19 protein-coding genes are annotated in these 23,103 nt (G+C 54.0%); 12 read left to right on the top strand and 7 right to left on the bottom strand.

The window, feature by feature from the left end; translation table 11 throughout:
* Positions 1-73: 73 nt before the first annotated feature.
* Positions 74-922: an SDR family oxidoreductase gene (locus JSN25_RS07740; protein WP_204525584.1), complete on the bottom strand. Its 849-nt coding sequence runs from the start codon at positions 920-922 to the stop codon at positions 74-76.
* Positions 923-1,012: 90 nt separating this feature from the next.
* On the opposite strand from JSN25_RS07740, the gene JSN25_RS07745 reads away from it, so the two are divergent.
* A complete protein-coding gene (locus JSN25_RS07745) occupies positions 1,013-1,393 on the top strand; it encodes a winged helix-turn-helix transcriptional regulator (RefSeq protein WP_038642973.1) in 381 nt (126 codons plus the stop codon).
* A gap of 62 nt (positions 1,394-1,455) precedes the next feature.
* Here the strand turns inward: JSN25_RS07745 and cpdB are convergent, their stop codons facing one another.
* The gene (cpdB, locus tag JSN25_RS07750) at positions 1,456-3,399 is read right to left on the bottom strand and encodes a 2',3'-cyclic-nucleotide 2'-phosphodiesterase (protein WP_204525585.1); all 1,944 of its coding nucleotides are present in this window, start codon (positions 3,397-3,399) and stop codon (positions 1,456-1,458) included.
* A 186-nt stretch (positions 3,400-3,585) separates the two neighbouring features.
* Between cpdB and cysQ the strand changes: the two genes are divergently transcribed.
* On the top strand, positions 3,586-4,326 hold the full coding sequence (gene cysQ / locus JSN25_RS07755; protein WP_038636607.1) for a 3'(2'),5'-bisphosphate nucleotidase CysQ: 741 nt from the start codon (positions 3,586-3,588) through the stop codon (positions 4,324-4,326).
* Here the strand turns inward: cysQ and JSN25_RS07760 are convergent.
* Positions 4,316-4,873: a YtfJ family protein gene (locus JSN25_RS07760; protein WP_038636612.1), complete on the bottom strand. Its 558-nt coding sequence runs from the start codon at positions 4,871-4,873 to the stop codon at positions 4,316-4,318. The genes cysQ and JSN25_RS07760 overlap by 11 nt on opposite strands.
* A gap of 327 nt (positions 4,874-5,200) precedes the next feature.
* On the opposite strand from JSN25_RS07760, the gene JSN25_RS07765 reads away from it, so the two are divergent.
* Entirely contained in the window at positions 5,201-5,407 is a 207-nt protein-coding gene (locus JSN25_RS07765; RefSeq protein WP_003025710.1) for a DUF1107 domain-containing protein, read from the top strand.
* Positions 5,408-5,474: 67 nt separating this feature from the next.
* Here JSN25_RS07765 and paeA read toward each other — a convergent pair whose 3' ends face one another.
* Entirely contained in the window at positions 5,475-6,815 is a 1,341-nt protein-coding gene (gene paeA, locus JSN25_RS07770; RefSeq protein ID WP_003025713.1) for a polyamine export protein PaeA, read from the bottom strand.
* Between the two features lie 151 nt (positions 6,816-6,966).
* Entirely contained in the window at positions 6,967-7,605 is a 639-nt protein-coding gene (msrA, locus tag JSN25_RS07775; RefSeq protein WP_032940276.1) for a peptide-methionine (S)-S-oxide reductase MsrA, read from the bottom strand.
* A gap of 212 nt (positions 7,606-7,817) precedes the next feature.
* Here msrA and tamA point away from each other — a divergent pair, with 212 nt between their 5' ends.
* Genes tamA through JSN25_RS07790 form a run of 3 tightly spaced genes read left to right on the top strand, consistent with a single transcriptional unit; the run spans position 7,818 to position 13,671 of the window.
* A complete protein-coding gene (gene tamA, locus JSN25_RS07780; protein WP_204525586.1) occupies positions 7,818-9,551 on the top strand; it encodes an autotransporter assembly complex protein TamA in 1,734 nt (577 codons plus the stop codon).
* Positions 9,548-13,324: an autotransporter assembly complex protein TamB gene (tamB, locus tag JSN25_RS07785; protein WP_204525587.1), complete on the top strand. Its 3,777-nt coding sequence runs from the start codon at positions 9,548-9,550 to the stop codon at positions 13,322-13,324. The genes tamA and tamB overlap by 4 nt, the downstream gene beginning before the upstream one ends.
* Positions 13,325-13,326: 2 nt before the next feature.
* Entirely contained in the window at positions 13,327-13,671 is a 345-nt protein-coding gene (locus JSN25_RS07790) for a gamma-glutamylcyclotransferase family protein (RefSeq protein WP_003025723.1), read from the top strand.
* Between the two features lie 118 nt (positions 13,672-13,789).
* On the opposite strand, the gene ppa is transcribed toward JSN25_RS07790, so the two are convergent.
* Positions 13,790-14,317 (bottom strand): inorganic diphosphatase, encoded by a 528-nt coding sequence (gene ppa, locus JSN25_RS07795; protein WP_038636623.1) that lies wholly within the window; start codon positions 14,315-14,317, stop codon positions 13,790-13,792.
* Between the two features lie 309 nt (positions 14,318-14,626).
* Between ppa and ytfQ the strand changes: the two genes are divergently transcribed.
* From ytfQ to JSN25_RS07820, 5 genes are all read left to right on the top strand, one after another.
* The gene (ytfQ, locus tag JSN25_RS07800; protein ID WP_006686362.1) at positions 14,627-15,583 is read left to right on the top strand and encodes a galactofuranose ABC transporter substrate-binding protein YtfQ; all 957 of its coding nucleotides are present in this window, start codon (positions 14,627-14,629) and stop codon (positions 15,581-15,583) included.
* Between the two features lie 128 nt (positions 15,584-15,711).
* Positions 15,712-17,214 carry a galactofuranose ABC transporter, ATP-binding protein YtfR gene (gene ytfR, locus JSN25_RS07805; RefSeq protein ID WP_038636628.1) on the top strand — a complete coding sequence of 501 codons (1,503 nt, stop codon included), beginning with the start codon at positions 15,712-15,714 and terminating at the stop codon, positions 17,212-17,214.
* 13 nt (positions 17,215-17,227) lie between these two features.
* Positions 17,228-18,250 (top strand): galactofuranose ABC transporter, ATP-binding protein YtfT, encoded by a 1,023-nt coding sequence (ytfT, locus tag JSN25_RS07810; RefSeq protein ID WP_038642975.1) that lies wholly within the window; start codon positions 17,228-17,230, stop codon positions 18,248-18,250.
* Positions 18,237-19,238 (top strand): galactofuranose ABC transporter, permease protein YjfF, encoded by a 1,002-nt coding sequence (gene yjfF, locus JSN25_RS07815; protein WP_199967086.1) that lies wholly within the window; start codon positions 18,237-18,239, stop codon positions 19,236-19,238. The genes ytfT and yjfF overlap by 14 nt, the downstream gene beginning before the upstream one ends.
* Positions 19,239-19,341: 103 nt before the next feature.
* The gene (locus JSN25_RS07820) at positions 19,342-20,454 is read left to right on the top strand and encodes a methyl-accepting chemotaxis protein (protein WP_074458528.1); all 1,113 of its coding nucleotides are present in this window, start codon (positions 19,342-19,344) and stop codon (positions 20,452-20,454) included.
* Positions 20,455-20,565: 111 nt separating this feature from the next.
* On the opposite strand, the gene fbp is transcribed toward JSN25_RS07820, so the two are convergent.
* Positions 20,566-21,564: a class 1 fructose-bisphosphatase gene (gene fbp, locus JSN25_RS07825; protein WP_032940279.1), complete on the bottom strand. Its 999-nt coding sequence runs from the start codon at positions 21,562-21,564 to the stop codon at positions 20,566-20,568.
* Positions 21,565-21,739: 175 nt separating this feature from the next.
* Here fbp and mpl point away from each other — a divergent pair.
* Positions 21,740-23,103, top strand: a 1,364-nt coding sequence (gene mpl / locus JSN25_RS07830) for a UDP-N-acetylmuramate:L-alanyl-gamma-D-glutamyl-meso-diaminopimelate ligase (RefSeq protein WP_204525716.1), incomplete at its 3' end; no start/stop codon positions are given.

Below are 23,103 nucleotides of genomic sequence, written 5' to 3' on the forward strand. Positions count from 1 at the left end.
TCCCCACGCATCATCCTGTCATTATCAGAGAGGATGCGCGGGGATGCCACCACAATTAACTAATTTTTAACACTTATACGATGCCTTTGACGCTGTCAGCCAATGATGTGGTTGGGCGGCCAATCAGTTTGCTCAACGTATAGCTGTCATCGAACAGACCGCCTTTAGAGGCGCCAACGTCAGAATCAGCCAGCATCTCCGCCAGCCCGGCAGGCAGACCAAAGCCTTTCAGCGCTGCGGCAAAATCAGCTTCGCTCAGGTTCTGATACACCACTTTTTTACCGCTCTGCTTTGCCAGCTCGGCAGCCAACTGGCTCAGGGTCCAGCCTGCATCGCCCGCCAGTTCGTAGGTTTTACCGGCGTGCCCCTCTTCACTGATGACGCGCGCGGCGGCAGCGGCATAGTCGGCGCGGGTTGCCGAGGCGATTTTGCCTTCTCCCGCCGCCCCGATAAAGACGCCGTGTTCCAGTGCAGCTGGCGCGCTGGCGAGATAGTTTTCGGTGTACCAGCCGTTACGCAGCAGCGCGTAGGCGATACCGGATTCAGCCAGCATCTTCTCGGTGGCGATGTGTTCATCGGCCAGCCCCAGCGGGGAGGTGTCGGCGTGCAGCAGGCTGGTGTAGGCGATAAATTTCACGTGGGCAGCCTTTGCTGCATTAATCACGTTGCGATGCTGTGGGGCACGTTGTCCCACTTCGCTGGAGGAGATCAGCAGTAGCTTGTCGATACCCTGTAAGGCAGTCGTAAAGGCGGCTTCGTCGCTGTAATCCGCCTGGCGAACGGTAATGCCCTGCTGGCTAAGCGCCGTCGCTTTAGCGGGGTTACGCACGATAGCCACAATCTGGCTGGCAGGAACGGTTTTCAGTAGCGATTCAATAACGTGTTGGCCCAGTTGGCCGGTGGCGCCGGTAATTGCGATCATGGGGTAACTCCTTGGTATTGGTCTTGTGTTTAATCACGCTAACACTTAAACTAACTTTTAGTAAGTACGTACAAAAAGGTTAGTATGAAAATGACAGCGTCGACGCTCTCCCAGCAATTACGCGATGGCAATTTGTTTGCCGAGCAATGCCCTTCACGCGAGGTGTTAAAACACGTCACCAGCCGTTGGGGCGTGTTAATTCTGGTGGCGCTGCGCGATGGTACGCACCGCTTTAGCGATTTGCGCCGGAAGATGGGCGGCGTCAGTGAAAAAATGCTGGCGCAATCGCTGCAGGCGCTGGAGCAGGACGGGTTTATCAATCGGGTGTCTTATCCGGTGGTGCCGCCGCACGTGGAATATAGTCTGACGCCGTTGGGTGAGCAGGTGAGCGATAAAGTCGCCGCGCTGGCGGACTGGATAGAACTGAATTTGCCGCAGGTTTTGGCGCAACGGGAAGAGCGGGTTGCGTGATAGGTTGGCAGTGTGTTTTGTAGGCCGGATAAGACGCTAGTGCGTCGCATCCGGCACGAGAGTTACTTACTCAAATCTAGCTGATAAATCGCAAAGCCGATATCATCGGTAGCGACTTTTTTCAGCGGATATTGCCCTTTCTCTTTGATAAACGCTGCGGCTTTCTCAGACGGTGACGTTTCAAAACGAATATCCAGTGGCGTATCACTGTGAATCGGCGCCAGACGCCAGTTGTTATCTGCCGCCGGATGAATTTCACCGGCACGCTTCGTCTCAGCACCAATCCATGCGGCCAGCACCGAGCGGTTTTCATCTGGTGACGCAAACGCGATGTGGTTGTCTCCGGTTCCGGCAAACTTACCGCCATAGGCGCGATAGTTGTTGGTCGCGACGAGGAAGGTGGCGTTAGGGTCGACAGGCTTACCGTTAAAGGTCAGATTCTTAATCCGCTCTGCTTTTGGGTTGATGGTCTGGCACTCGCCGTCGTAGCGGGCGGGCTGTGACACATCAATCTGATAATTCACGCCGTCGATCACGTCAAAGTTATAAGTACGGAACCCATCCCAGTTGATCAGCGACTGCGGCTTGCTGCTGTGAATATCAATTTGATTAAACTGCCCGGCGGAACATTCCAGCCACTCTTTCACCTCTTTGCCGCTGGCTTTCACGACCACCAGGGTATTGGGATAGAGATACAAATCAGCGGCATTACGGAAGGTTAACTGGCCTTTTTCGACTTCGACAAAGCTGGCCGGATCGTTCTTGCGTCCACCGACCTTAAACGGCGCGGCCGCGGAAAGTACCGGCAATTTTGCCAGGTCCGGATCGCCCTGAATAAAATGTTCCACATAGGCTTTCTGGGCGTTATTCACCACCTGCACGGTCGGGTCATCCTGAACCAACGCCAGGTAGCTGTACATGTTGTCGGCGGATTTACCAATTGGTTTGCTGACGAATTCACGAGTGGCGTCGTGATCGGCTTTCAGGATCTCAACGATTTTTTTGTCTTCTGCTGCCAGTGATTTTTTCGCCGCGGCGTCATAAATGGGGCGTGCCTCTGCTTTCGCCTGGCTGACCTGCCATTTACCGCTATCGTTATTCAGTACCAAATCCACGACGCCCAGATGATCGCCCCACATGCCAGGCATCACCGCCGGCACGCCATTGAGCGTACCTTTTGTGATATCTGCACCTTTAATGTTGGCAAAATCTTTCCCCGGGAAGACGGCGTGAGCATGACCAAACATAATGGCATCCACGCCCGGTACTTCACTGAGATAATAAACGGAGTTTTCCGCCATCGTCTGATACGGGTCGGCAGAAAGGCCGGAGTGAGCAATCACCACCACGACATCAGCGCCTTTTTTCCGCATATCCGGCACATACTTACGTGCTGTTTCGGTGATGTCATTTACCGTCACTTTGCCGCTAAGGTTAGCTTTATCCCAGGTCATGATTTGTGGTGGCACGAAGCCGATATAGCCAATCTTCAGCGTCTGCTTGTTACCTTGCTGGTCGACCACCTCAGTTTCTTTGATCAAGTAAGGTGTAAATAGCGGCTTTTTGGTCTTAACATCGATGATATTGGCGTTAACGTAGGGGAACTTCGCTCCGGCCAGCGCGTTATGCAAATACTCCAGACCGTAGTTGAATTCATGGTTGCCGAGGTTACCCACCGCGTAATCCAGCGTATTGAGCGCCTTATATACCGGGTGAGTTTCGCCCGCTTTCAGCCCTTTGGCCGCCATGTAATCCCCGAGCGGGCTGCCCTGAATCAGATCGCCGTTATCAACCAGCACGCTGTTTTTGACTTCACCACGCGCGGTGTTGATCAGACTTGCCGTGCGCACCAGGCCAAATTTTTCAGTCGGCGTGTCTTTGTAATAATCGAAATCCATCATATTGCTATGTAAATCAGTGGTTTCCATTATTCGCAGATCAACGGTCGCGGCATTCACGCTGGCTGCAATCAGCGTTGCCAGAAGCGTTGCACTAAACTTAATCATCAGGGGCATCCTTTTAAGATCTAAGCCACAAAAGAAAATGTATATAAATCTTCTTGCTTACAGAACTGTGAATCATGACATGAATATAGCGTTTAAAACCGCAGACGCTATCACAGTTGGCGGATCACCTGACGATCGGGTATAAGTAAAACAACGAGTTAACACCACTGACAAACGAGGTGGAGAATGTTAGAACATGTATGCCAGCTTGCACGGAACGCGGGCGATGCCATTATGCAGGTCTACGATGGAATCAAACCGATGGAGATTACCAGCAAGCAGGATGATTCTCCGGTCACGGCGGCGGATATCGCTGCGCACACGGTGATCCTCGAAGGATTACAGGCGTTGACGCCGGATATTCCGGTTCTGTCTGAAGAAGCTCCTCCTGGCTGGGATGTTCGCCAGCACTGGCAGCGCTACTGGCTGGTGGACCCGCTGGACGGTACCAAAGAGTTTATTAAACGTAACGGTGAATTTACCGTCAATATTGCGCTGATTGAACAGGGAAAGCCGGTGCTTGGCGTGGTTTACGCGCCAGTAATGAAGGTCATGTACAGCGCGGCAGAAGGTAAAGCGTGGAAAGAAGAGTGCGGTGTGCGCAAACAGATCCTGGTACGTGACGCGCGTCCACCGCTGGTGGTAATTAGCCGCTCGCATGCCGACAATGAGTTAAAAGAGTATCTGCAACAACTGGGCGAACACCAGACCACGTCGATTGGATCGTCGCTGAAATTCTGCCTGGTGGCGGAAGGGCACGCGCAGCTGTATCCGCGTTTTGGGCCAACTAACGTCTGGGACACCGCCGCTGGCCACGCCGTTGCCGCCGCAGCCGGAGCGCACGTTCACGACTGGCAGGGGAAACCGCTGGACTACACCCCACGTGAATCGTTCCTCAACCCCGGCTTCCGGGTCTCTATTTACTGAGCAATTTATGCAGCAGGGCAATCACCTGCTGCACCTCTTCCTGCGTTAATGCACCATCTTTTGCCCACTGTACGCGTCCGTCCTTATCGAGTACCGCAATAGCGGAGCTTTCTTCATCCAGTTGCCAGGCTTTACGCGCAATGCCGTTGCTGTCGACAATAAATTGTGACCATGGATAGAGCTTCTTGTTGCTCTCCAGACTGCTGCGCACAAACATACCGGAGCCGGGAATGGCGTCATCCGTGTTGACGATAGTGGTGGTCTGGTATTTGTCGTGCGGCAGGTTCGCCGCTTTGATAGCTTCAATCAGGTTCGCGTTTTTCTCTTTAGCGGAGGTGCGCCCGGCAATGTGTTGCACAATCCGTACTTTGCCGGGCAGTTGCGCGCTATTCCAGCTTTTGTAGCTAAACTTATCGTTATCAAGAATCAGTTCGCCGCGATCGGCGATCCCCACCGGTGGTACGCGCTGGTTAGTCTCAAACTTATGGGCGGAGGCAATCATCGGCAGCAGCAGGCACGACAGCGCCAGCAGTTTTCGTAAGGTCATAGGTTTTCCTTCTTTCTTTATTTTGCAGGTGATCCGACCACTTGGGTCTGGAATTTAATCATATGTGCGATTGATGCTTTTTCCCGCAAGCGCGATGCCAGTTTGCGGACGGGCGCACAAATCCTGCGAAAATCGAAGGCTTATACTGAAGACAGCGAAGCGTTGAAAAGATAATTCTGAATAATTGTAACTTGAAGGTAAATAAACTTATACACGCTGGAAACATCAACGAGATAGTCTATAGTCATAGGGCATTAAAATTTGCGCCTGAGGATTGTCGGACCGATTGTGGTACCGCAAAGGCGTAATGCTCAGCAGGAGACAACAATGAAAATTTTCCAACGATACAACCCGCTGCAGGTGGCGAAGTACGTGAAGATCCTGTTTCGTGGACGGTTATATATCAAGGACGTAGGCGCTTTTGAATTTGATAAGGGTAAGATTCTTATCCCAAAAGTGAAGGACAAGCTGCATTTTTCCGTGATGTCCGAAGTTAACCGTCAGGTCTTGCGTCTGCAAACTGAGATGGCTTGATCAAAGTGCTATGCGGTAGTTAAAAAAACGGCTCCAGGACTGGAGCCGTTGATGTTTCTGCAAGGCGCTATGACGCCTTCGCCTCTTCCTTCGCATCCGGCAGTTTCGGTACCAGAACGGTAGGTTTACTGTCCAGACGCGTCACCAGCAGCTGATCGATCTTGTAGTTATCGATATCCACCACTTCAAATTTGTAGCCTGAATATTTCACCGAGTCGGTGCGTTTCGGGATTTTACGCAACATGAACATCATAAAGCCGCCGATGGTCTCATAGTTACCGGACTGCGGGAATTCGTCGATATCCAGGACGCGCATGACGTCATCAATCGGCGTACCGCCGTCGACTAACCATGAGTTTTCATCACGCGCCACGATCTGCTCTTCCAGGCCCTGACCGACTAAATCGCCCATCAGCGTCGTCATCACATCGTTGAGCGTGATAATCCCCACCACCAATGCATACTCGTTCATGATGACGGCAAAATCTTCGCCTGCGGTTTTGAAGCTTTCCAGCGCTTCAGAGAGCGTCAGCGTATCCGGGACAATCAGCGTATTGCGGATCTGCACGCCGCTGTTCAGCGCCATGCTCTGGTTGGCCAGCACGCGGTTGAGGAGATCCTTTGAATCGACATAGCCAATGATGTGGTCGATATCTTCGTTACACACCAGGAATTTGGAGTGCGGGTGTTCCGCCACTTTGTTCTTCAGGCTCTGCTCGTCTTCGTGAAGATCGAACCAGATAATGTTCTCGCGCGAGGTCATTGAAGACGGTACGGTACGGGATTCCAGTTCGAACACATTTTCAATCAGCTCATGTTCCTGCTTGCGCAGAACACCCGCCAGCGCACCGGCTTCGACCACGGCGTAAATGTCGTCTGACGTGATGTCATCTTTACGCACCATCGGGATTTTAAACAGGCGGAAAATGTTATTTGCCAGACCGTTAAAGAACCACACCAGCGGGCGGAAGACCAGCAGACAGAAGCGCATCGGGTTGATGATACGCAAAGCCACAGCTTCTGGCGCAATCATACCGATGCGTTTCGGGGTTAAATCCGCGAACAGGATGAACAGGCCAGTAACCAGTGAGAAGGACAGAATAAAACTTAACTGTTCGGACAGTTCTGGAGCGAAGTACTTTGAGAACAGACTGTAAAACGCCGGGGAAAAGGCCGCATCACCAACGATACCGCCGAGAATGGCGACCGCGTTAAGGCCAATCTGCACCACGGTAAAAAACATGCCGGGGTTTTCCTGCATCTTCAAAACACGCTGTGCGTTTACATTGCCTTCATCGGCAAGCAGTTTAAGTTTGATTTTGCGTGATGCGGCAAGCGAGATCTCGGATATCGAGAAAAACGCACTCACGGCGATCAGGCAGAGAATGACTAAAATACTGTTTAACATATCTTATCCGACCGTTCGGGTCAGATCCTCGGAAGGGAGAAGTTGATAAATCCGTGTGAAATACACATTGAAAACCGGCTCGTGGAAGTGAGCCGGTAAATTCAGAAGCTAGTATAGCGTAAGGTACTGTAACGTCGCCAGAGGGGTAAATTTATCCTTGTGGTGGCAAACACACGCCAATCCCGCCAATTCCACAATATCCGTAAGGGTTTTTGTGCAGATATTGTTGGTGATCGTCTTCGGCATAATAGAACGGGGTTGCCGTACTGATTTCCGTTGTAATGGTCCGCTCGTCGCCAGCGGCGGTCATCGCCGCCTGAAAACGCTCAAGGCTGGCCTGTGCTGCGGCGGTTTGCTCTGGCGTTAAGGGATAAATAGCGGAACGATACTGCGTACCCTGGTCGTTCCCCTGGCGCATACCTTGCGCCGGGTCGTGATTTTCCCAGAACACCTGCAGCAGTTGCTCGTAGCTGATAACATGCGGGTCATAGACGACGCGTACCGCCTCGGCATGCCCGGTATCGCCAGAGCAAACTTCCCGATAGGTCGGGTTAGGGGTATAGCCGCCGGTGTATCCGGCTGCGGTGCTGTACACGCCGGGTAATGACCAGAATAAACGCTCCACGCCCCAGAAACATCCCATGGCGAAAAGGGCGATTTCCATACCGTCGGGCACGTTGGTCATCGAATGTTGGTTAACCGCATGCAGCGTTGCCACTGGCATCGGGGTGTTGCGTCCAGGTAGCGCATCTGCTTGAGTAACGAGATGCTTTCTATCAAATAAACTCATGGCCGTTCTCCCGAAATCAGTCATTTGGGTTAAGGTTGTAACGAGACGCGTCTTTGCCCACAATAAACGGCATGAATACGTCTAGAGTTAAACATAAGAAATATTTGGGTTGCCGTCTGTTTTTCAACTCTTATTGTTGATTTTTTGTTAAGCCGAGGAACGGCATAGTATTTTTTTCCAGGGGTGGGAAAAAAGGATATTCAGGAGAAAATGTGCCACATATCCGTCAGTTATGTTGGGTGGGATTACTGTGCTTAAGTGGCTCCGCCACCGCCGCGAATGTTCGCTTACAGGTCGAAGGATTATCAGGACCGCTGGAGAAAAACGTCCGTGCGCAGCTGTCCACGATTCAAAGTGATGAAGTCACGCCAGACCGACGCTTTCGTGCGCGCGTTGATGATGCCATCCGCGAAGGGCTAAAAGCGCTGGGCTACTTTGAGCCGACCATCGATTTTGAGCTGCGCCCGCCACCGGCGAAAGGACGCCAGGTGCTGATTGCCAAAGTCACACCCGGCGAGCCGGTGCTGATTGGCGGCACCGAAGTGATTCTGCGCGGTGGCGCGCGTACGGATAAAGATTACCTGGATCTGCTGAAAACGCGCCCGGCAATCGGCACCGTGTTGAATCAGGGAGACTATGACAACTTCAAAAAATCCCTCACCAGCGTGGCGCTGCGCAAAGGTTATTTCGACAGTGAATTTAATAAAAGTCAGCTTGGAATAGCGCTTGAGCGCCGTCAGGCGTTCTGGGATATCGATTACAACAGCGGCGAACGCTATCGCTTTGGGCATGTCACCTTTGAAGGCTCGCAAATTCGTGATGAGTACCTGCAAAACCTGGTGCCATTTAAAGAAGGTGAAGCGTACGAGTCGAAAGATTTGGGGGAACTGAACCGTCGTCTGTCGGCGACCGGATGGTTTAATTCTGTGGTTGTCGCGCCGGAATTTGATAAAGCCCGCAAAACCAAAGTGCTGCCGCTAAAAGGCGTGGTCTCGCCGCGTACCGAAAACACCATCGAAACCGGGGTTGGTTATTCAACTGACGTCGGGCCACGGGTGAAGACCTCGTGGAAAAAGCCGTGGATGAACTCCTATGGCCACAGCCTGACCACCAGCGCCAGTATCTCCGCGCCAGAGCAGGTCCTTGATTTTAGTTATAAAATGCCGCTGTTAAAGAACCCGCTGGAGCAGTATTACCTGGTGCAGGGCGGCTTTAAGCGTACCGATTTAAACGACACCGAGCAGGACTCCACGACGCTTGCGGTTTCCCGCTACTGGGATCTCTCCAGTGGCTGGCAGCGCGCGATTAACCTGCGCTGGAGCCTCGACCACTTTACGCAGGGTAACGTCACCAATACCACTATGCTGCTCTATCCGGGCGTGATGATTAGCCGGACGCGTTCGCGCGGCGGTCTGATGCCCGTCTGGGGCGATTCACAGCGTTATTCCATTGATTACTCCAATACGGCCTGGGGCTCAGACGTTGATTTCTCCGTCTTCCAGGCGCAAAACGTCTGGATCCGCACGCTGTACGACAAGCATCGCTTTGTGATGCGCGGTAACCTCGGCTGGATTGAAACCGGAGACTTCGACAAAGTGCCGCCGGATCTGCGTTTCTTCGCCGGGGGCGATCGCAGTATTCGCGGCTATAAATACAAATCTATTTCGCCTGAAGGCAGCGACGGTAAGCTGAAAGGGGCCTCGAAGCTGGCAACTGGCTCGCTGGAATATCAGTACAACGTGACCGGGAAATGGTGGGGTGCGATGTTTGTCGATAGCGGCGAAGCGGTCAGCGATATCCGCAAAAGCGATTTCAAAACCGGCGCCGGGGTCGGCGTACGCTGGCAATCGCCGGTCGGTCCCATCAAGCTCGACTTTGCCGTTCCTGTCGGCGACAAAGAGGAACATGGTTTACAGTTTTACATCGGTCTGGGGCCTGAATTATGAGTTTATGGAAGAAGATAAGCCTCGGCGTGCTGATTTTTATCCTGCTGTTGTTAGGCACGGTGGCGTTTCTTGTCGGCACCACCTCGGGCCTGCACCTGATCTTCAAAGCAGCTAATCGCTGGGTTCCGGGGCTGGAAATTGGTCAGGTCACCGGCGGCTGGCGGGATTTATCGCTCAAAAATATTCGTTATGACCAGCCTGGCGTGGCGGTGAATGCCGGCGAAGTGCATCTGGCCGTCGGGCTGGAGTGTCTTTGGGATAGCAGCCTGTGCGTCAACGATCTGTCGCTGAAAAATATCAACGTGGCGATCGACAGCAAGAAGATGCCGCCTTCAGCTCCGGTTGAGGAAGAGGATAGCGGCCCGCTTAACCTTTCCACACCTTATCCGATTACGCTTTCACGCGTGGCGCTCAACAACATCAATATCAAAATCGATGACACCACGGTTTCAGTGCTCGATTTTACCTCCGGCCTGAACTGGCAGGAAAAAACGCTGACCCTGAAGCCAACGTCATTACAGGGCCTGCTGATTGCCCTGCCTAAAGTGGCGGAAGTGGCGCAGGAAGAGGTCGTTGAACCGAAGATTCAAAACCCGCAGCCGGATGAAAAACCGCTCGGCGAAACGCTAAAAGATCTGTTCTCAAAGCCGGTGCTACCGGAAATGACCGATGTCCATCTGCCGCTCAACCTCAATATTGAAGAGTTTCGCGGCGAGCAACTGCGCGTGACCGGGGATACGGATTTAACGGTGCATAACATGCTGCTCAAAGTGAGCAGTATTGACGGCAACATGAAGCTCGACGCGCTGGATATCGACTCTAATCAGGGCACGGTAAACGCCAGCGGTACGGCGCAGCTCACCGACGCATGGCCGGTAGATATTACCCTCAATAGCACGCTGAACGTCGATCCACTAAAAGGCGAAAAGGTGAAGCTGAAGGTCGGCGGCGCGCTGCGTGACCAGCTGGAAGTCGGCGTCAATCTGTCTGGCCCGGTTGATATGGACCTGCGTGCGCAAACGCGTCTGGCAGAAGCCGGATTACCGCTCAATCTGGAAGTGGTGAGTAAGCAGGTTTACTGGCCGTTTACCGGCGACAAGCAATTCCAGGCCGATGACATTAAGCTCAAGCTGACCGGCAAAATGACCGACTATACGTTGTCGATGCGTACCGCGGTGAAAGGGCAGGATATTCCTCCGGCTACCATTACGCTGGACGCCAAAGGCAACGAACAGCAGATTAATCTCGACAAACTGAGCATTGCGGCGCTGGAAGGGAAAACCGAACTGAAAGCGCTGGTGGACTGGCAGCAGGCGATCAGCTGGCGCGGGGAGTTAACGCTGGATGGTATCAACACCGCGAAAACAATCCCGGACTGGCCGTCAAAGCTGAATGGTCTGGTGAAAACGCGCGGCAGTCTGTACGGCGGAAGCTGGCAGATGGAGATTCCTGAGCTGAAGCTGACCGGTAACGTGAAGCAGAACAAGGTTAATGTAAACGGCTCGCTGAAGGGGAACAGCTACCTGCAGTGGACGATCCCGGGCCTGCATCTGGAACTGGGGCGCAACAGTGCGGACGTGAAAGGGGAACTGGGGGTTAAGGACCTCAATCTCGACGCGACGATTGATGCCCCGAGCCTGGATAACGCGCTGCCGGGATTAGGTGGCACGGCGAAAGGGCTGGTAAAAGTTCGCGGTACGGTAGAAGCGCCACAGCTGTTGGCGGACATCACCGCCCGCGGCCTGCGTTGGCAGGAGCTTTCCGTTGCTCAGGTTCGCGTCGAAGGCGACGTGAAATCGGCGGAGCAAATCGCCGGTAATCTCAACGTTCGCGTAGAACGGATTGTACAACCTGACGTGAATATCGGCCTGGTGACGCTCGATGCCAAAGGCAGTGAGAAGCAGCATGAGCTACAGCTGCGCATTCAGGGCGAGCCGGTCTCAGGGCAGCTCTCCCTGGCAGGCAGCTTTGATCGCAAAGAGCAGCGCTGGAAAGGGGAATTAAGCAATACCCGTTTCCAGACGCCGGTTGGTCCGTGGGCGCTCAATCGTGCGATCGCGTTGGATTATCGCAATCAGGAACAAAAAATCAGCATTGGACCGCATTGCTGGAACAACCCGAATGCGGAGCTGTGCGTACCACAAACCATTGATGCTGGTGCAGAAGGACGCGCGGTGGTGAATCTCAACCGTTTCGACCTGGCGATGCTGAAACCGTTTATGCCGGATACGACTCAGGCCAGCGGGGTGTTCACCGGCAAAGCCGATGTCAGTTGGGACACGACCAAAGAGGGGCTGCCGCAGGGGCAGGTCACGCTTTCCGGGCGTAACGTGAAGGTCACGCAAAGCGTGAACGATGCGCCGCTGCCTGTGGCATTTGAAACGTTGAATCTGACCGCCGACCTGCACGACAACCGTGCCGAGCTGGGCTGGCTGATTCGCCTGACTAATAACGGGCAGTTTGACGGAAAGGTGCAGGTGACGGATCCACAAGGGCGCCGTAACCTGGGCGGCAACGTCAATATCCGCAACTTCAATCTGGCGATGGTGAACCCTATCTTCTCACGTGGTGAAAAGGCCGCGGGGATGATCAACGCCAACCTGCGTCTGGGCGGCGATGTGCAAAGCCCGCAACTGCTTGGACAACTGCAACTGAGCGGACTGGATATCGACGGTAACTTTATGCCGTTTGACATGCAGCCAAGCCAGTTAGCCGTTAACTTCACCGGAACACGCTCAACGTTGGCGGGTGTGGTGCGTACGCAGCAGGGGGAAATCAACCTGAGCGGCGACGCAGACTGGAGTCAAATAGACAACTGGCGGGCGCGCGTTGCGGCGAAAGGCAGCCGGGTGCGGATCACCGTGCCGCCGATGGTGCGTCTGGATGTCTCGCCGGATGTGGAATTTGAAGCGACACCGAGCCTGTTTACCCTGAACGGCAATGTCGATGTGCCGTGGGCGCGTATCGTGGTCCACGATCTGCCGGAAAGCGCGGTAGGGGTGTCCAGCGATATGGTGATGCTTAATAACGATCTGCAGCCCGAGAAACCACAGACCGCCGGGATCCCGATCAACAGCAACCTGAATATCCACGTCGGTAATAACGTGCGTCTTGATGCCTTTGGTCTGAAAGCGCGTCTGACGGGCGATCTGAAGGTGGTGCAGGATAAACAGGGGCTGGGGCTTAACGGGCAGATTAATATCCCGAGCGGTCGCTTCCATGCCTATGGTCAGGATCTGATTGTGCGTAAGGGCGAGCTGTTATTCTCCGGTCCGCCGGATCAGCCGTTGCTCAATATTGAAGCGATTCGTAACCCGGATGCTACAGAAGATGACGTGATCGCCGGCGTTCGCGTCACGGGCACGGCTGATGAACCGAAAGCGGAGATCTTCTCCGACCCGGCGATGTCGCAGCAAATGGCGCTGTCCTACCTGCTTCGTGGGCAAGGACTGGATAGTGAACAGAGCGACAGCGCGGCGATGACTTCAATGCTTATTGGCCTGGGGGTTGCACAAAGTGGTCAGGTTGTGGGTAAAATCGGGGAGACATTTGGCGTAAGCAATCTGGCACTGGACACGCAAGGGGTGGGTGACTCATCTCAGGTCGTTGTCAGCGGATACGTACTGCCAGGTCTGCAGGTGAAATATGGTGTGGGTATATTTGACTCCTTAGCGACACTCACGCTACGTTATCGTCTGATGCCTAAGCTATATCTGGAAGCAGTGTCTGGCGTAGATCAGGCACTTGATTTGCTCTATCAGTTCGAGTTTTAGCAATGCGAATATTTGTCTATGGCAGTTTACGAACCAAACAAGGCAACAGCCACTGGATGACCAATGCCCTGTTGCTGGGAAATTTCAGTATCGACAACTACCAGTTGTACAGCCTGGGCCACTATCCAGGCGCCGTTCCGGGAAATGGAACAGTACACGGGGAAGTTTATCGTATTGATAACGCCACGCTGGCAGAGCTTGACGCTCTGCGTACCCGTGGTGGTGAATACGCACGCCAGCTAATTCAAACGCCGTACGGAAGTGCATGGATGTACGTGTACCAACGTCCGGTTGATGGCTTAACGCTGATTGAAAGCGGTAACTGGTTAGACAGAGACCAGTACTGATATATACCCGATAGGTAAAACGCGCCACCTTCGGGTGGCGTTGTTTTATGTGCCTGCCGCACTCGCATCAGGACACAAAAAAGCCCCGACATGCGGGGCTTAGCATCAAAAGTAAGAATTACTTCTTCGCGCGCTCGAAGGAAGCAACGATTTCAGCTTTAGCAGCTTCAGCGTTGTCCCAACCGTCAACTTTCACCCATTTGCCCGCTTCGAGGTCTTTATAATGCTCGAAGAAGTGGGTGATCTGCGCTTTCAGCAGTTCCGGCAGGTCGGACACATCTTTGATGTGATCGTATTCTTTGCTCAGCTTGGTGTGCGGTACCGCAACCAGTTTCGCATCTTCACCGGATTCGTCGGTCATTTTCAGAACGCCAACCGGACGGCAGCGGATCACTGAACCAGGCTCCAGCGGGTACGGAGTCGGGACCAGAACGTCAACCGGATCGCCATCCAGAGACAGAGTGTGGTTGATGTAACCGTAGTTGCACGGATAGAACATCGCGGTGGACATGAAGCGGTCAACGAACAGGGCGCCGCTCTCTTTGTCAACTTCGTATTTGATCGGATCTGCGTTGGCAGGGATCTCGATAACAACGTAGATATCTTCCGGCAGGTCTTTACCGGCAGGGACGTTGAGTAAGCTCATGTCTGTTTCCTTTAAATAAGCTATGGCAAACAAGTGGCGGGTATTATAGCCAACTCGCGCGGAATGTCTCCGCTTGTTTTCGCTTTCTCTGCGTCCATTTTCTTCTTTTTCTCTCTCTCCGGTGACAGAAAAATCCATATCTTCAGCCGCATTTTTCATAGTGACATGAAAGCGATTACAAACTTGTGATTAACGTTTTATTTACTTTTTTGAAGTGTGATGTAACGCAATCCGTTACATGCTCAATTGTCTATAGTTTTTTCGCGACGGTTTATTAACCAACAATAATCACCCTACGAGGACGCACTTATGTGGAAGCGCTTACTTTTAGTCACAGCAGTTTCGGCAGCCATGTCGTCTATGGCAATGGCAGCCCCATTAACCGTAGGATTTTCGCAGGTTGGCTCTGAATCCGGCTGGCGCGCCGCAGAAACCAACGTGGCGAAAAGCGAGGCCGAAAAGCGCGGAATTACGCTGAAAATCGCTGACGGCCAGCAAAAGCAGGAAAACCAGATTAAAGCAGTCCGTTCATTTGTCGCCCAGGGCGTCGATGCCATCTTTATTGCTCCGGTCGTGGCAACAGGTTGGGAGCCGGTGTTAAAAGAGGCCAAAGATGCCGACATTCCGGTCTTTTTGCTCGATCGTTCCATCGATGTAAAAGACAAATCTCTCTATATGACTACCGTCACCGCCGATAACGTGCTGGAAGGCAAATTGATCGGCGACTGGCTGATTAAAGAAGTGAACGGCAAGCCGTGTAACGTCGTTGAGCTACAAGGAACCGTTGGCGCCAGCGTGGCGATCGATCGTAAGAAAGGGTTCGCTGAAGCCATCGCTAACGCGCCAAACATCAAAATTATCCGCTCTCAGTCCGGCGACTTCACCCGCAGTAAAGGGAAAGAAGTGATGGAGAGCTTTATTAAAGCGGAAAACAACGGCAAGAACATCTGCATGGTTTACGCACACAACGATGACATGGCGATCGGCGCTATTCAGGCGATCAAAGAGGCGGGCCTGAAACCAGGCAAAGACATTCTGACGGGGTCAATCGACGGCGTACCGGATATCTACAAAGCGATGATTGATGGTGAAGCCAACGCCAGCGTCGAGCTGACGCCGAACATGGCAGGCCCGGCATTTGACGCGCTGGAGAAATTCAAAAAAGACGGCACGATGCCTGAGAAGCTGACCATTACCAAATCGATCCTCTATCTGCCAGATACCGCGAAAGAAGAGTTAGAGAAGAAGAAAAACATGGGCTACTAGTTTTCCCAGAGTATACCCGTAGGCCTGATAAGCGCAGCACCATCAGGCGTTGAGATGCCGGATGTCGACGCAAATGCGTCTTATCCGGCCTATATCCAGGCCGGTTAAAACGATGCCGGAGGAATGCCATGACCACCGACCAACACCAGGAAATCCTCCGTACAGAGGGCTTAAGTAAATTCTTTCCCGGCGTCAAAGCGCTGGATAACGTGGATTTCAGCCTGCGACGCGGCGAGATCATGGCATTGCTCGGCGAAAACGGGGCGGGGAAATCGACGCTGATCAAAGCGTTGACCGGTGTATATCATGCCGATCGCGGCACGATCTGGCTCGAAGGCCAGCCTGTCTCCCCCAAAAATACCGCCCATGCCCAGCAACTGGGGATTGGCACCGTGTACCAGGAAGTGAACCTGCTGCCCAATATGTCGGTAGCGGATAACTTGTTTATTGGCCGCGAACCGCGGCGCTTTGGCCTGTTGCAGCGCAAACAGATGGAAAAGCGCGCGACGGAACTGATGGCGTCGTACGGTTTTTCCCTTGATGTGCGCGAGCCGCTGAACCGCTTTTCCGTGGCAATGCAGCAGATCGTTGCCATTTGTCGGGCGATCGATCTCTCCGCGAAGGTACTGATCCTCGATGAACCTACCGCCAGCCTCGATACCCAGGAAGTTGAAATGCTGTTCGGCCTGATGCGGCATCTGCGCGATCGCGGCGTCAGTCTGATCTTCGTCACCCACTTCCTCGATCAGGTTTATCAGGTCAGCGATCGCATCACCGTCCTGCGTAACGGTGGCTTTGTGGGCTGCCGTGAAACCCATGCGCTGCCGCAGATCGAACTGGTCAAAATGATGCTGGGCCGCGAACTGGATACCCACGCGTTACAGCGTGCGGGCCGCACGTTGCTGAGCGATAAACCGGTGGCGGCGTTTAGTGATTTTGGTAAGAAAGGCACTATCGCCCCGTTCGATCTGCAAGTGCGTCCCGGTGAGATCGTCGGTCTCGCCGGACTGCTGGGATCCGGGCGAACGGAAACGGCGGAGGTGATCTTCGGCATCAAACCCGCCGACAGCGGCAGCGCACTGATCAAAGGTAAACCGCAGACCTTGCGATCGCCGCATCAGGCTTCGTGCCTGGGGATCGGTTTTTGCCCGGAGGATCGGAAAACGGATGGCATTATTGCCGCCGCCTCGGTGCGGGAAAATATCATTCTGGCGTTGCAGGCGCAGCGCGGTTGGTTGCGCCCCATTCCCCGCAAAGAACAAAACGAGATTGCCGAGCGCTTTATTCGCCAGCTTGGTATTCGCACCCCTAACGCTGAACAACCGATCGAATTTCTCTCCGGCGGCAATCAGCAAAAAGTCTTGCTGTCGCGCTGGTTACTGACCAAACCGCAATTTCTGATCCTCGATGAACCCACGCGCGGGATCGACGTCGGCGCGCATGCCGAGATCATCCGCCTGATCGAAACGCTGTGCGCCGATGGTTTGGCCCTGCTGGTTATCTCATCGGAACTGGAAGAACTGGTGGGTTATGCCGATCGGGTCATTATTATGCGCGATCGCAAACAGGTGGCCGAGATCCCACTGGCTGAATTGTCCGTCCCGGCGATCATGAACGCCATTGCGGCCTAAGGAGACTATGGTGATGCCTCAATCTCTCCCTCAATCCAATCCGCCTGAACGACGGTTTCATTGGCCCAAGGGAATGCCACAGCTGGTGGCGCTACTGCTGGTGCTGCTGGTGGACAGTCTGGTCGCGCCGCACTTCTATCAGGTGATTTTGCAGGATGGTCGGCTGTTCGGTAGCCCGATTGATATTCTCAACCGCGCCGCACCCGTGGCGCTGTTGGCGATTGGTATGACGCTGGTGATTGCCACTGGCGGCATTGATCTTTCCGTTGGCGCTGTGATGGCCATTGCCGGGGCGACGACCGCGGCGATGACGGTGGCCGGGCACAGCCTGCCGGTGGTGCTGCTTGCCGCCTTAGGCTCCGGCATTCTGGCGGGATTGTGGAACGGAGTTCTGGTGGCCATCCTCAAGATCCAACCGTTCGTCGCCACGCTGATCCTGATGGTTGCCGGGCGCGGCGTCGCGCAGTTGATCACCTCCGGGCAGATCGTCACCTTCAACTCGCCTGAGCTTTCCTGGCTTGGCAGCGGCTCACTGTTACTGTTCCCCACGCCGGTGATTATTGCGCTACTGACGCTGGTGGTGTTCTGGCTGCTGACGCGGAAAACGGCGCTGGGCATGTTTATTGAAGCGGTGGGTATCAACATTCGCGCGGCGAAAAACGCCGGGGTCAACACCCGCATTATTGTGATGCTTACCTATGTCTTGAGCGGCCTGTGTGCCGCTATCGCCGGGATCATTGTTACCGCGGATATTCGCGGCGCGGATGCGAATAACGCCGGATTATGGCTGGAGCTGGACGCTATTCTGGCGGTGGTCATTGGCGGCGGTTCGCTGATGGGCGGGCGCTTTAACCTGCTGCTGTCGGTGATAGGCGCGTTAATTATTCAGGGGATGAACACCGGGATTTTACTGTCGGGCTTCCAGCCGGAACTGAATCAGGTGGTCAAAGCCGTCGTGGTGTTGTGTGTGCTGGTTGTGCAGTCACAACGCTTTATCAGCCTGATAAAAGGAGTGCGTGGTCATGATAAAACGTAATTTACCGCTGATGATCACCCTCGGCGTGTTTGTGCTGGGCTACCTCTACTGCTTGACGCAATTTCCGGCTTTTGCTTCCACCCGGGTGATTTGCAATATCCTGACCGATAACGCTTTTTTAGGGATTATCGCCGTCGGCATGACCTTCGTGATTCTCTCTGGCGGGATCGACCTTTCCGTTGGCTCGGTGATTGCCTTTACCGGCGTATTTCTGGCAAAGGCGATTGGCTACTGGGGGATTTCTCCGTTACTGGCCTTCCCCCTGATTCTGCTGATGGGCTGCGCGTTTGGCGCGTTTATGGGATTACTGATTGATGCGCTGAAGATCCCGGCGTTTATCATTACCCTGGCGGGAATGTTCTTTTTGCGCGGCGTTAGCTATCTGGTTTCTGAAGAGTCGATCCCGATTAACCATCCGGTTTATGACACGCTCTCCAGTCTGGCATGGAAAATTCCCGGCGGCGGTCGTCTGAGTGCGATGGGTTTGCTGATGCTGGCGGTGGTGGTGATTGGCATCTTCCTGGCGCACCGTACACGGTTTGGCAATCAAGTATATGCGATTGGCGGCAACGCCACCTCTGCTAACCTGATGGGGATCTCCACCCGCAGCACCACCATCCGTATTTATATGTTGTCTACCGGCCTGGCTACGCTTGCCGGCATTGTTTTTTCAATTTACACCCAGGCCGGTTATGCGCTGGCGGGCGTCGGTGTCGAGCTGGACGCGATTGCCTCAGTCGTGATTGGCGGTACGCTGTTGAGCGGCGGAGTGGGTACGGTTTTAGGCACCTTGTTTGGCGTGGCTATTCAGGGCCTGATCCAGACCTACATTAATTTTGACGGCACATTAAGTTCCTGGTGGACCAAGATCGCGATTGGCATTTTATTGTTTATTTTTATTGCCTTACAACGCGGTCTCACGGTGCTTTGGGAAAATCGTCTAAGCTCGCCGGTCAGCCGCGTAAGCACGGTGGCGACACCAAAGTAACGTCCTGATTTTTCAAGAGACATTTAAATACCTAAACTTTTTCCGGTTGTAGTCGATAGGTTCTGTACAGGTCTGTTTTCACCCTACAACCGGAAATATAACAATGCCAAAATCCCTTTCAATTCGATCAAGTTTGTTGGTGTTATTGTCTCTGCTGGCGTTTCTGCTGTTGCTGACCGGCGGGATGGGGCTATACGCCTCTACCCGCATTATTACTTCATTGATTTATCACGGTATTATGAGTGCAGCAATGCTGGCGGCCATCGCCTTGCTGGCGGTTATTTGGTTTATGCTGCGAAATAAGTTTCTCAAACCGCTGGATAACATTGTTGAACAGCTGGAACGTCTGGCGACAGGCGATTTGTCGCCAGTTAGCGCGCCGTCGGCCAGCGCCGAATTCAACCGTCTCAACGCGGCAATGGATGAAATGCGCCATGCGCTGGGCGACTCGGTGCAACGCGTGCGTGACGCCAGCTCGCAAATTGATATCGGTAGCCGTGAACTGACGGCCGGAAACCAGCATCTGGCGCAGCGTACTGAATCGACAGCCACGTCGCTGGAACAGACCGCCGCCAGCATGGAAGAGTTAACGGCGACCGTGAAACAGAATGCGGACAACGCCGAACAGGCGCACCAGTTGGCAAAATCGGTATCGGATACCGCCGATCGCGGCAGCGAGATGGTGTGCTATGTGATCGAGAAAATGCGCGATATTGCCGGCAGTTCCAGTCGTATTGCCGACATCCTTAGCGTGATAGACGGCATTGCATTCCAGACCAATATTCTGGCGCTCAATGCCTCCGTTGAAGCGGCGCGGGCCGGTGAGCAAGGACGGGGTTTTGCGGTTGTCGCAGGTGAAGTACGTAATCTGGCCAGCCGCAGCGCCGAAGCGGCAAAAGAGATCCGCGCGTTAATCAGCGATTCGCACACTCACGTCGGTGAAGGTAGCGAGCTGGCGCAACAGGCGGGCGAAACCATGGATGAGATTGCCACTGAGGTGATGCGCATGACTAAGCTGATGCGTGAAATCGCCAGCGCGTCCCAGGAGCAGAGTCGCGGCATAGAGCAGGTGAATATCGCGGTGATTCAGATGGATGAAACGGCGCAGCAAAATGCGGCACTGGTACAGCAGTCTTCAGCGGCTACCCGCTCGTTGGAAGAGCAGTCACATGCGCTGCTGGAGGCGATGGCGGCGTTTAAGCTACAGACAACGTAACCGAACGTAGGCCTGATAATGCGCAGTCGCCATCAGGCAATGTCACTGCATCATGCCGGATGGCCCTTCGCGTATCCGGCCTACTGTACGTTGTAGGCCGGGATAGGGCGTTTACGCGTCCGGGAACTCGCGGATAAAACGTTCTACATCTTCAACCATATGGTCATTGCCCACGAAGAAGGAACGGCGCTGGTGCAGGCTTTCCGGAATGATATCCAGAATACGTTCTTTACCATCGCTGGCTTTGCCGCCCGCCTGCTCGGCCAGGAAGGCCATCGGGTTGCATTCGTACAGCAGACGCAGTTTCCCTTGCGGGTGGCTGGCGGTGCTTGGGTACAGGTAGATCCCGCCCTTCAGCAGATTGCGATGGAAATCCGCAACCAGAGAGCCAATGTAGCGCGAGGTGTACGGGCGCTGGGTTGACTTATCTTCTTCCTGACAGAATTTAATGTACTTCTTCACGCCATTCGGGAATTTGATGTAGTTGCCTTCGTTAATGGAGTACGTGCTGCCTTTTACCGGGAAGCGCATACGTTCCTGGCTGAGGCAGAATACGCCCAGAGAAGGATCGTAGGTAAAGGCGTGTACGCCACAGCCGGTGGTATATACCAGCATGGTGGAAGAACCATAAACCACGTAGCCCGCAGCAACCTGCTTGTTGCCCGGCTGCAGGAAATCCTCTTCCGTGACCGGTGTGCCGACTGGGGTTACGCGGCGGTAAATAGAGAAAATCGTACCGACAGAGACGTTAACATCGATGTTGGATGAGCCATCCAGCGGATCCATTAGCACAACATATTTTGCGTGTTCGCAACCTTCGAAGACGACGATTTCATCTTCTTCTTCCGAGGCAATGCCCGCCACAATGTCGCGCGCCTTCAGTGCAGCTTTCAGTTTTTCGTTCGCGAACAGATCGAGTTTCTGCTGAACCTCTCCCTGCACGTTCTCAGCACCGCTGGCACCCAGGATATCGACCAGACCGGCCTTGTTGATATCGCGGTGGATGATCTTGGCGCCCAGCTTTATTGCCGACAACAAAGCAGTGAGTTCACCGGTAGCATGAGAAAACTCGTGCTGCTTTTCGACAATAAATTCACCTAACGTTTTCATAACACTTTCCCTGCAATTTATGTGGAGTAAAGCGACCGCAACAATATTAACAAATATTTCCATTGTTGCGCTTAGGTGAATCGCGCCAGCAAACTACGGAATATCCTGAAATGCGTTTCTCACTTGCCGGACATGTGCGTAAAATGGCCCCCAGATTAAAAAAGGATAGTGACGTATGCGCATTCATATTTTGGGAATTTGTGGCACTTTCATGGGCGGTCTGGCGATGCTGGCGCGCTCGCTTGGTCATGAAGTAACCGGTTCGGACGCCAATGTGTATCCGCCGATGAGTACCTTACTTGAGAAGCAAGGCATTGATTTAATTCAGGGTTACGATGCCAGCCAGCTCGACCCGCAGCCGGACCTGGTGATCATCGGCAACGCCATGACCCGTGGTAATCCCTGCGTGGAAGCGGTGCTTGAGAAGAACATTCCATACATGTCCGGCCCGCAATGGCTGCATGACTTTGTGCTGCGCGATCGCTGGGTGCTGGCGGTTGCGGGGACGCACGGTAAAACCACCACTGCCGGAATGGCGACCTGGATCCTTGAAGCCTGCGGCTATAAGCCTGGCTTTGTGATCGGCGGCGTACCGGGCAACTTTGAGGTTTCTGCGCGTCTGGGCGAAAGCGACTTCTTCGTGATTGAGGCGGATGAGTACGACTGCGCCTTCTTCGATAAGCGTTCTAAATTTGTGCATTACTGCCCGCGTACGCTGATCCTCAATAACCTTGAGTTCGATCACGCGGACATCTTTGACGATCTGAAAGCTATTCAGAAACAGTTCCATCACCTGGTACGTATCGTGCCGGGCCAGGGACGCATCATCTACCCGGAAAACGACATCAATCTGAAACAGACGATGGCGATGGGCTGCTGGAGCGAACAAGAGCTGGTGGGTGAACAGGGTCACTGGCAGGCGAAAAAGCTGAACACCGATGCATCCGTTTGGGAAGTGTGGCTGGACGGTGAAAAAGTGGGCGAGGTGAAGTGGGGCCTGGTCGGCGAACATAACATGCACAACGGTCTGATGGCGATTGCGGCTGCCCGTCATGTTGGCGTAGCGCCTGCCGACGCGGCGAATGCGCTGGGCTCGTTCATCAACGCCCGTCGTCGTCTTGAACTGCGCGGCGAAGCAAACGGCGTGACGGTGTATGACGATTTTGCTCACCACCCGACGGCGATTCTGGCAACTCTTGCCGCACTGCGCGGTAAAGTGGGCGGCACCGCGCGCATTATCGCGGTACTGGAACCTCGGTCGAACACCATGAAAATGGGCCTGAGCAAAGACGATCTGGCGCCGTCGTTAGGACGCGCGGATGAAGTGTTCCTGCTGCAACCGCCGCATATTCCGTGGCAAGTGGCGGAAGTCGCTGAGGCCTGCGTACAGCCTGCGCACTGGAGCGGCGATGTCGATGCGCTGGCAGATATGGTGGTGAAAACCGCACAGCCTGGCGATCATATCCTGGTGATGAGCAACGGCGGGTTTGGCGGCATCCATCAAAAACTGCTGGATGGCCTGGCGAAGAAAGCTCAGGC

This window comes from Citrobacter cronae (genome assembly GCF_016893685.1).
In the GTDB taxonomy this organism is placed as follows: domain Bacteria; phylum Pseudomonadota; class Gammaproteobacteria; order Enterobacterales; family Enterobacteriaceae; genus Citrobacter; species Citrobacter werkmanii.

What these genes read in the sequence shown, in the direction of transcription:
- JSN25_RS07740 (WP_204525584.1), bottom strand. Translation starts at nt 922, where the DNA reads ATGATCGCAATTACCGGCGCCACCGGCCAACTGGGCCAACACGTTATT.
- JSN25_RS07745 (WP_038642973.1), top strand. Translation starts at nt 1,013, where the DNA reads ATGACAGCGTCGACGCTCTCCCAGCAATTACGCGATGGCAATTTGTTT.
- cpdB (WP_204525585.1), bottom strand. Translation starts at nt 3,399, where the DNA reads ATGATTAAGTTTAGTGCAACGCTTCTGGCAACGCTGATTGCAGCCAGC.
- cysQ (WP_038636607.1), top strand. Translation starts at nt 3,586, where the DNA reads ATGTTAGAACATGTATGCCAGCTTGCACGGAACGCGGGCGATGCCATT.
- JSN25_RS07760 (WP_038636612.1), bottom strand. Translation starts at nt 4,873, where the DNA reads ATGACCTTACGAAAACTGCTGGCGCTGTCGTGCCTGCTGCTGCCGATG.
- JSN25_RS07765 (WP_003025710.1), top strand. Translation starts at nt 5,201, where the DNA reads ATGAAAATTTTCCAACGATACAACCCGCTGCAGGTGGCGAAGTACGTG.
- paeA (WP_003025713.1), bottom strand. Translation starts at nt 6,815, where the DNA reads ATGTTAAACAGTATTTTAGTCATTCTCTGCCTGATCGCCGTGAGTGCG.
- msrA (WP_032940276.1), bottom strand. Translation starts at nt 7,605, where the DNA reads ATGAGTTTATTTGATAGAAAGCATCTCGTTACTCAAGCAGATGCGCTA.
- tamB (WP_204525587.1), top strand. Translation starts at nt 9,548, where the DNA reads ATGAGTTTATGGAAGAAGATAAGCCTCGGCGTGCTGATTTTTATCCTG.
- JSN25_RS07790 (WP_003025723.1), top strand. Translation starts at nt 13,327, where the DNA reads ATGCGAATATTTGTCTATGGCAGTTTACGAACCAAACAAGGCAACAGC.
- ppa (WP_038636623.1), bottom strand. Translation starts at nt 14,317, where the DNA reads ATGAGCTTACTCAACGTCCCTGCCGGTAAAGACCTGCCGGAAGATATC.
- ytfQ (WP_006686362.1), top strand. Translation starts at nt 14,627, where the DNA reads ATGTGGAAGCGCTTACTTTTAGTCACAGCAGTTTCGGCAGCCATGTCG.
- ytfR (WP_038636628.1), top strand. Translation starts at nt 15,712, where the DNA reads ATGACCACCGACCAACACCAGGAAATCCTCCGTACAGAGGGCTTAAGT.
- ytfT (WP_038642975.1), top strand. Translation starts at nt 17,228, where the DNA reads ATGCCTCAATCTCTCCCTCAATCCAATCCGCCTGAACGACGGTTTCAT.
- yjfF (WP_199967086.1), top strand. Translation starts at nt 18,237, where the DNA reads ATGATAAAACGTAATTTACCGCTGATGATCACCCTCGGCGTGTTTGTG.
- JSN25_RS07820 (WP_074458528.1), top strand. Translation starts at nt 19,342, where the DNA reads ATGCCAAAATCCCTTTCAATTCGATCAAGTTTGTTGGTGTTATTGTCT.
- fbp (WP_032940279.1), bottom strand. Translation starts at nt 21,564, where the DNA reads ATGAAAACGTTAGGTGAATTTATTGTCGAAAAGCAGCACGAGTTTTCT.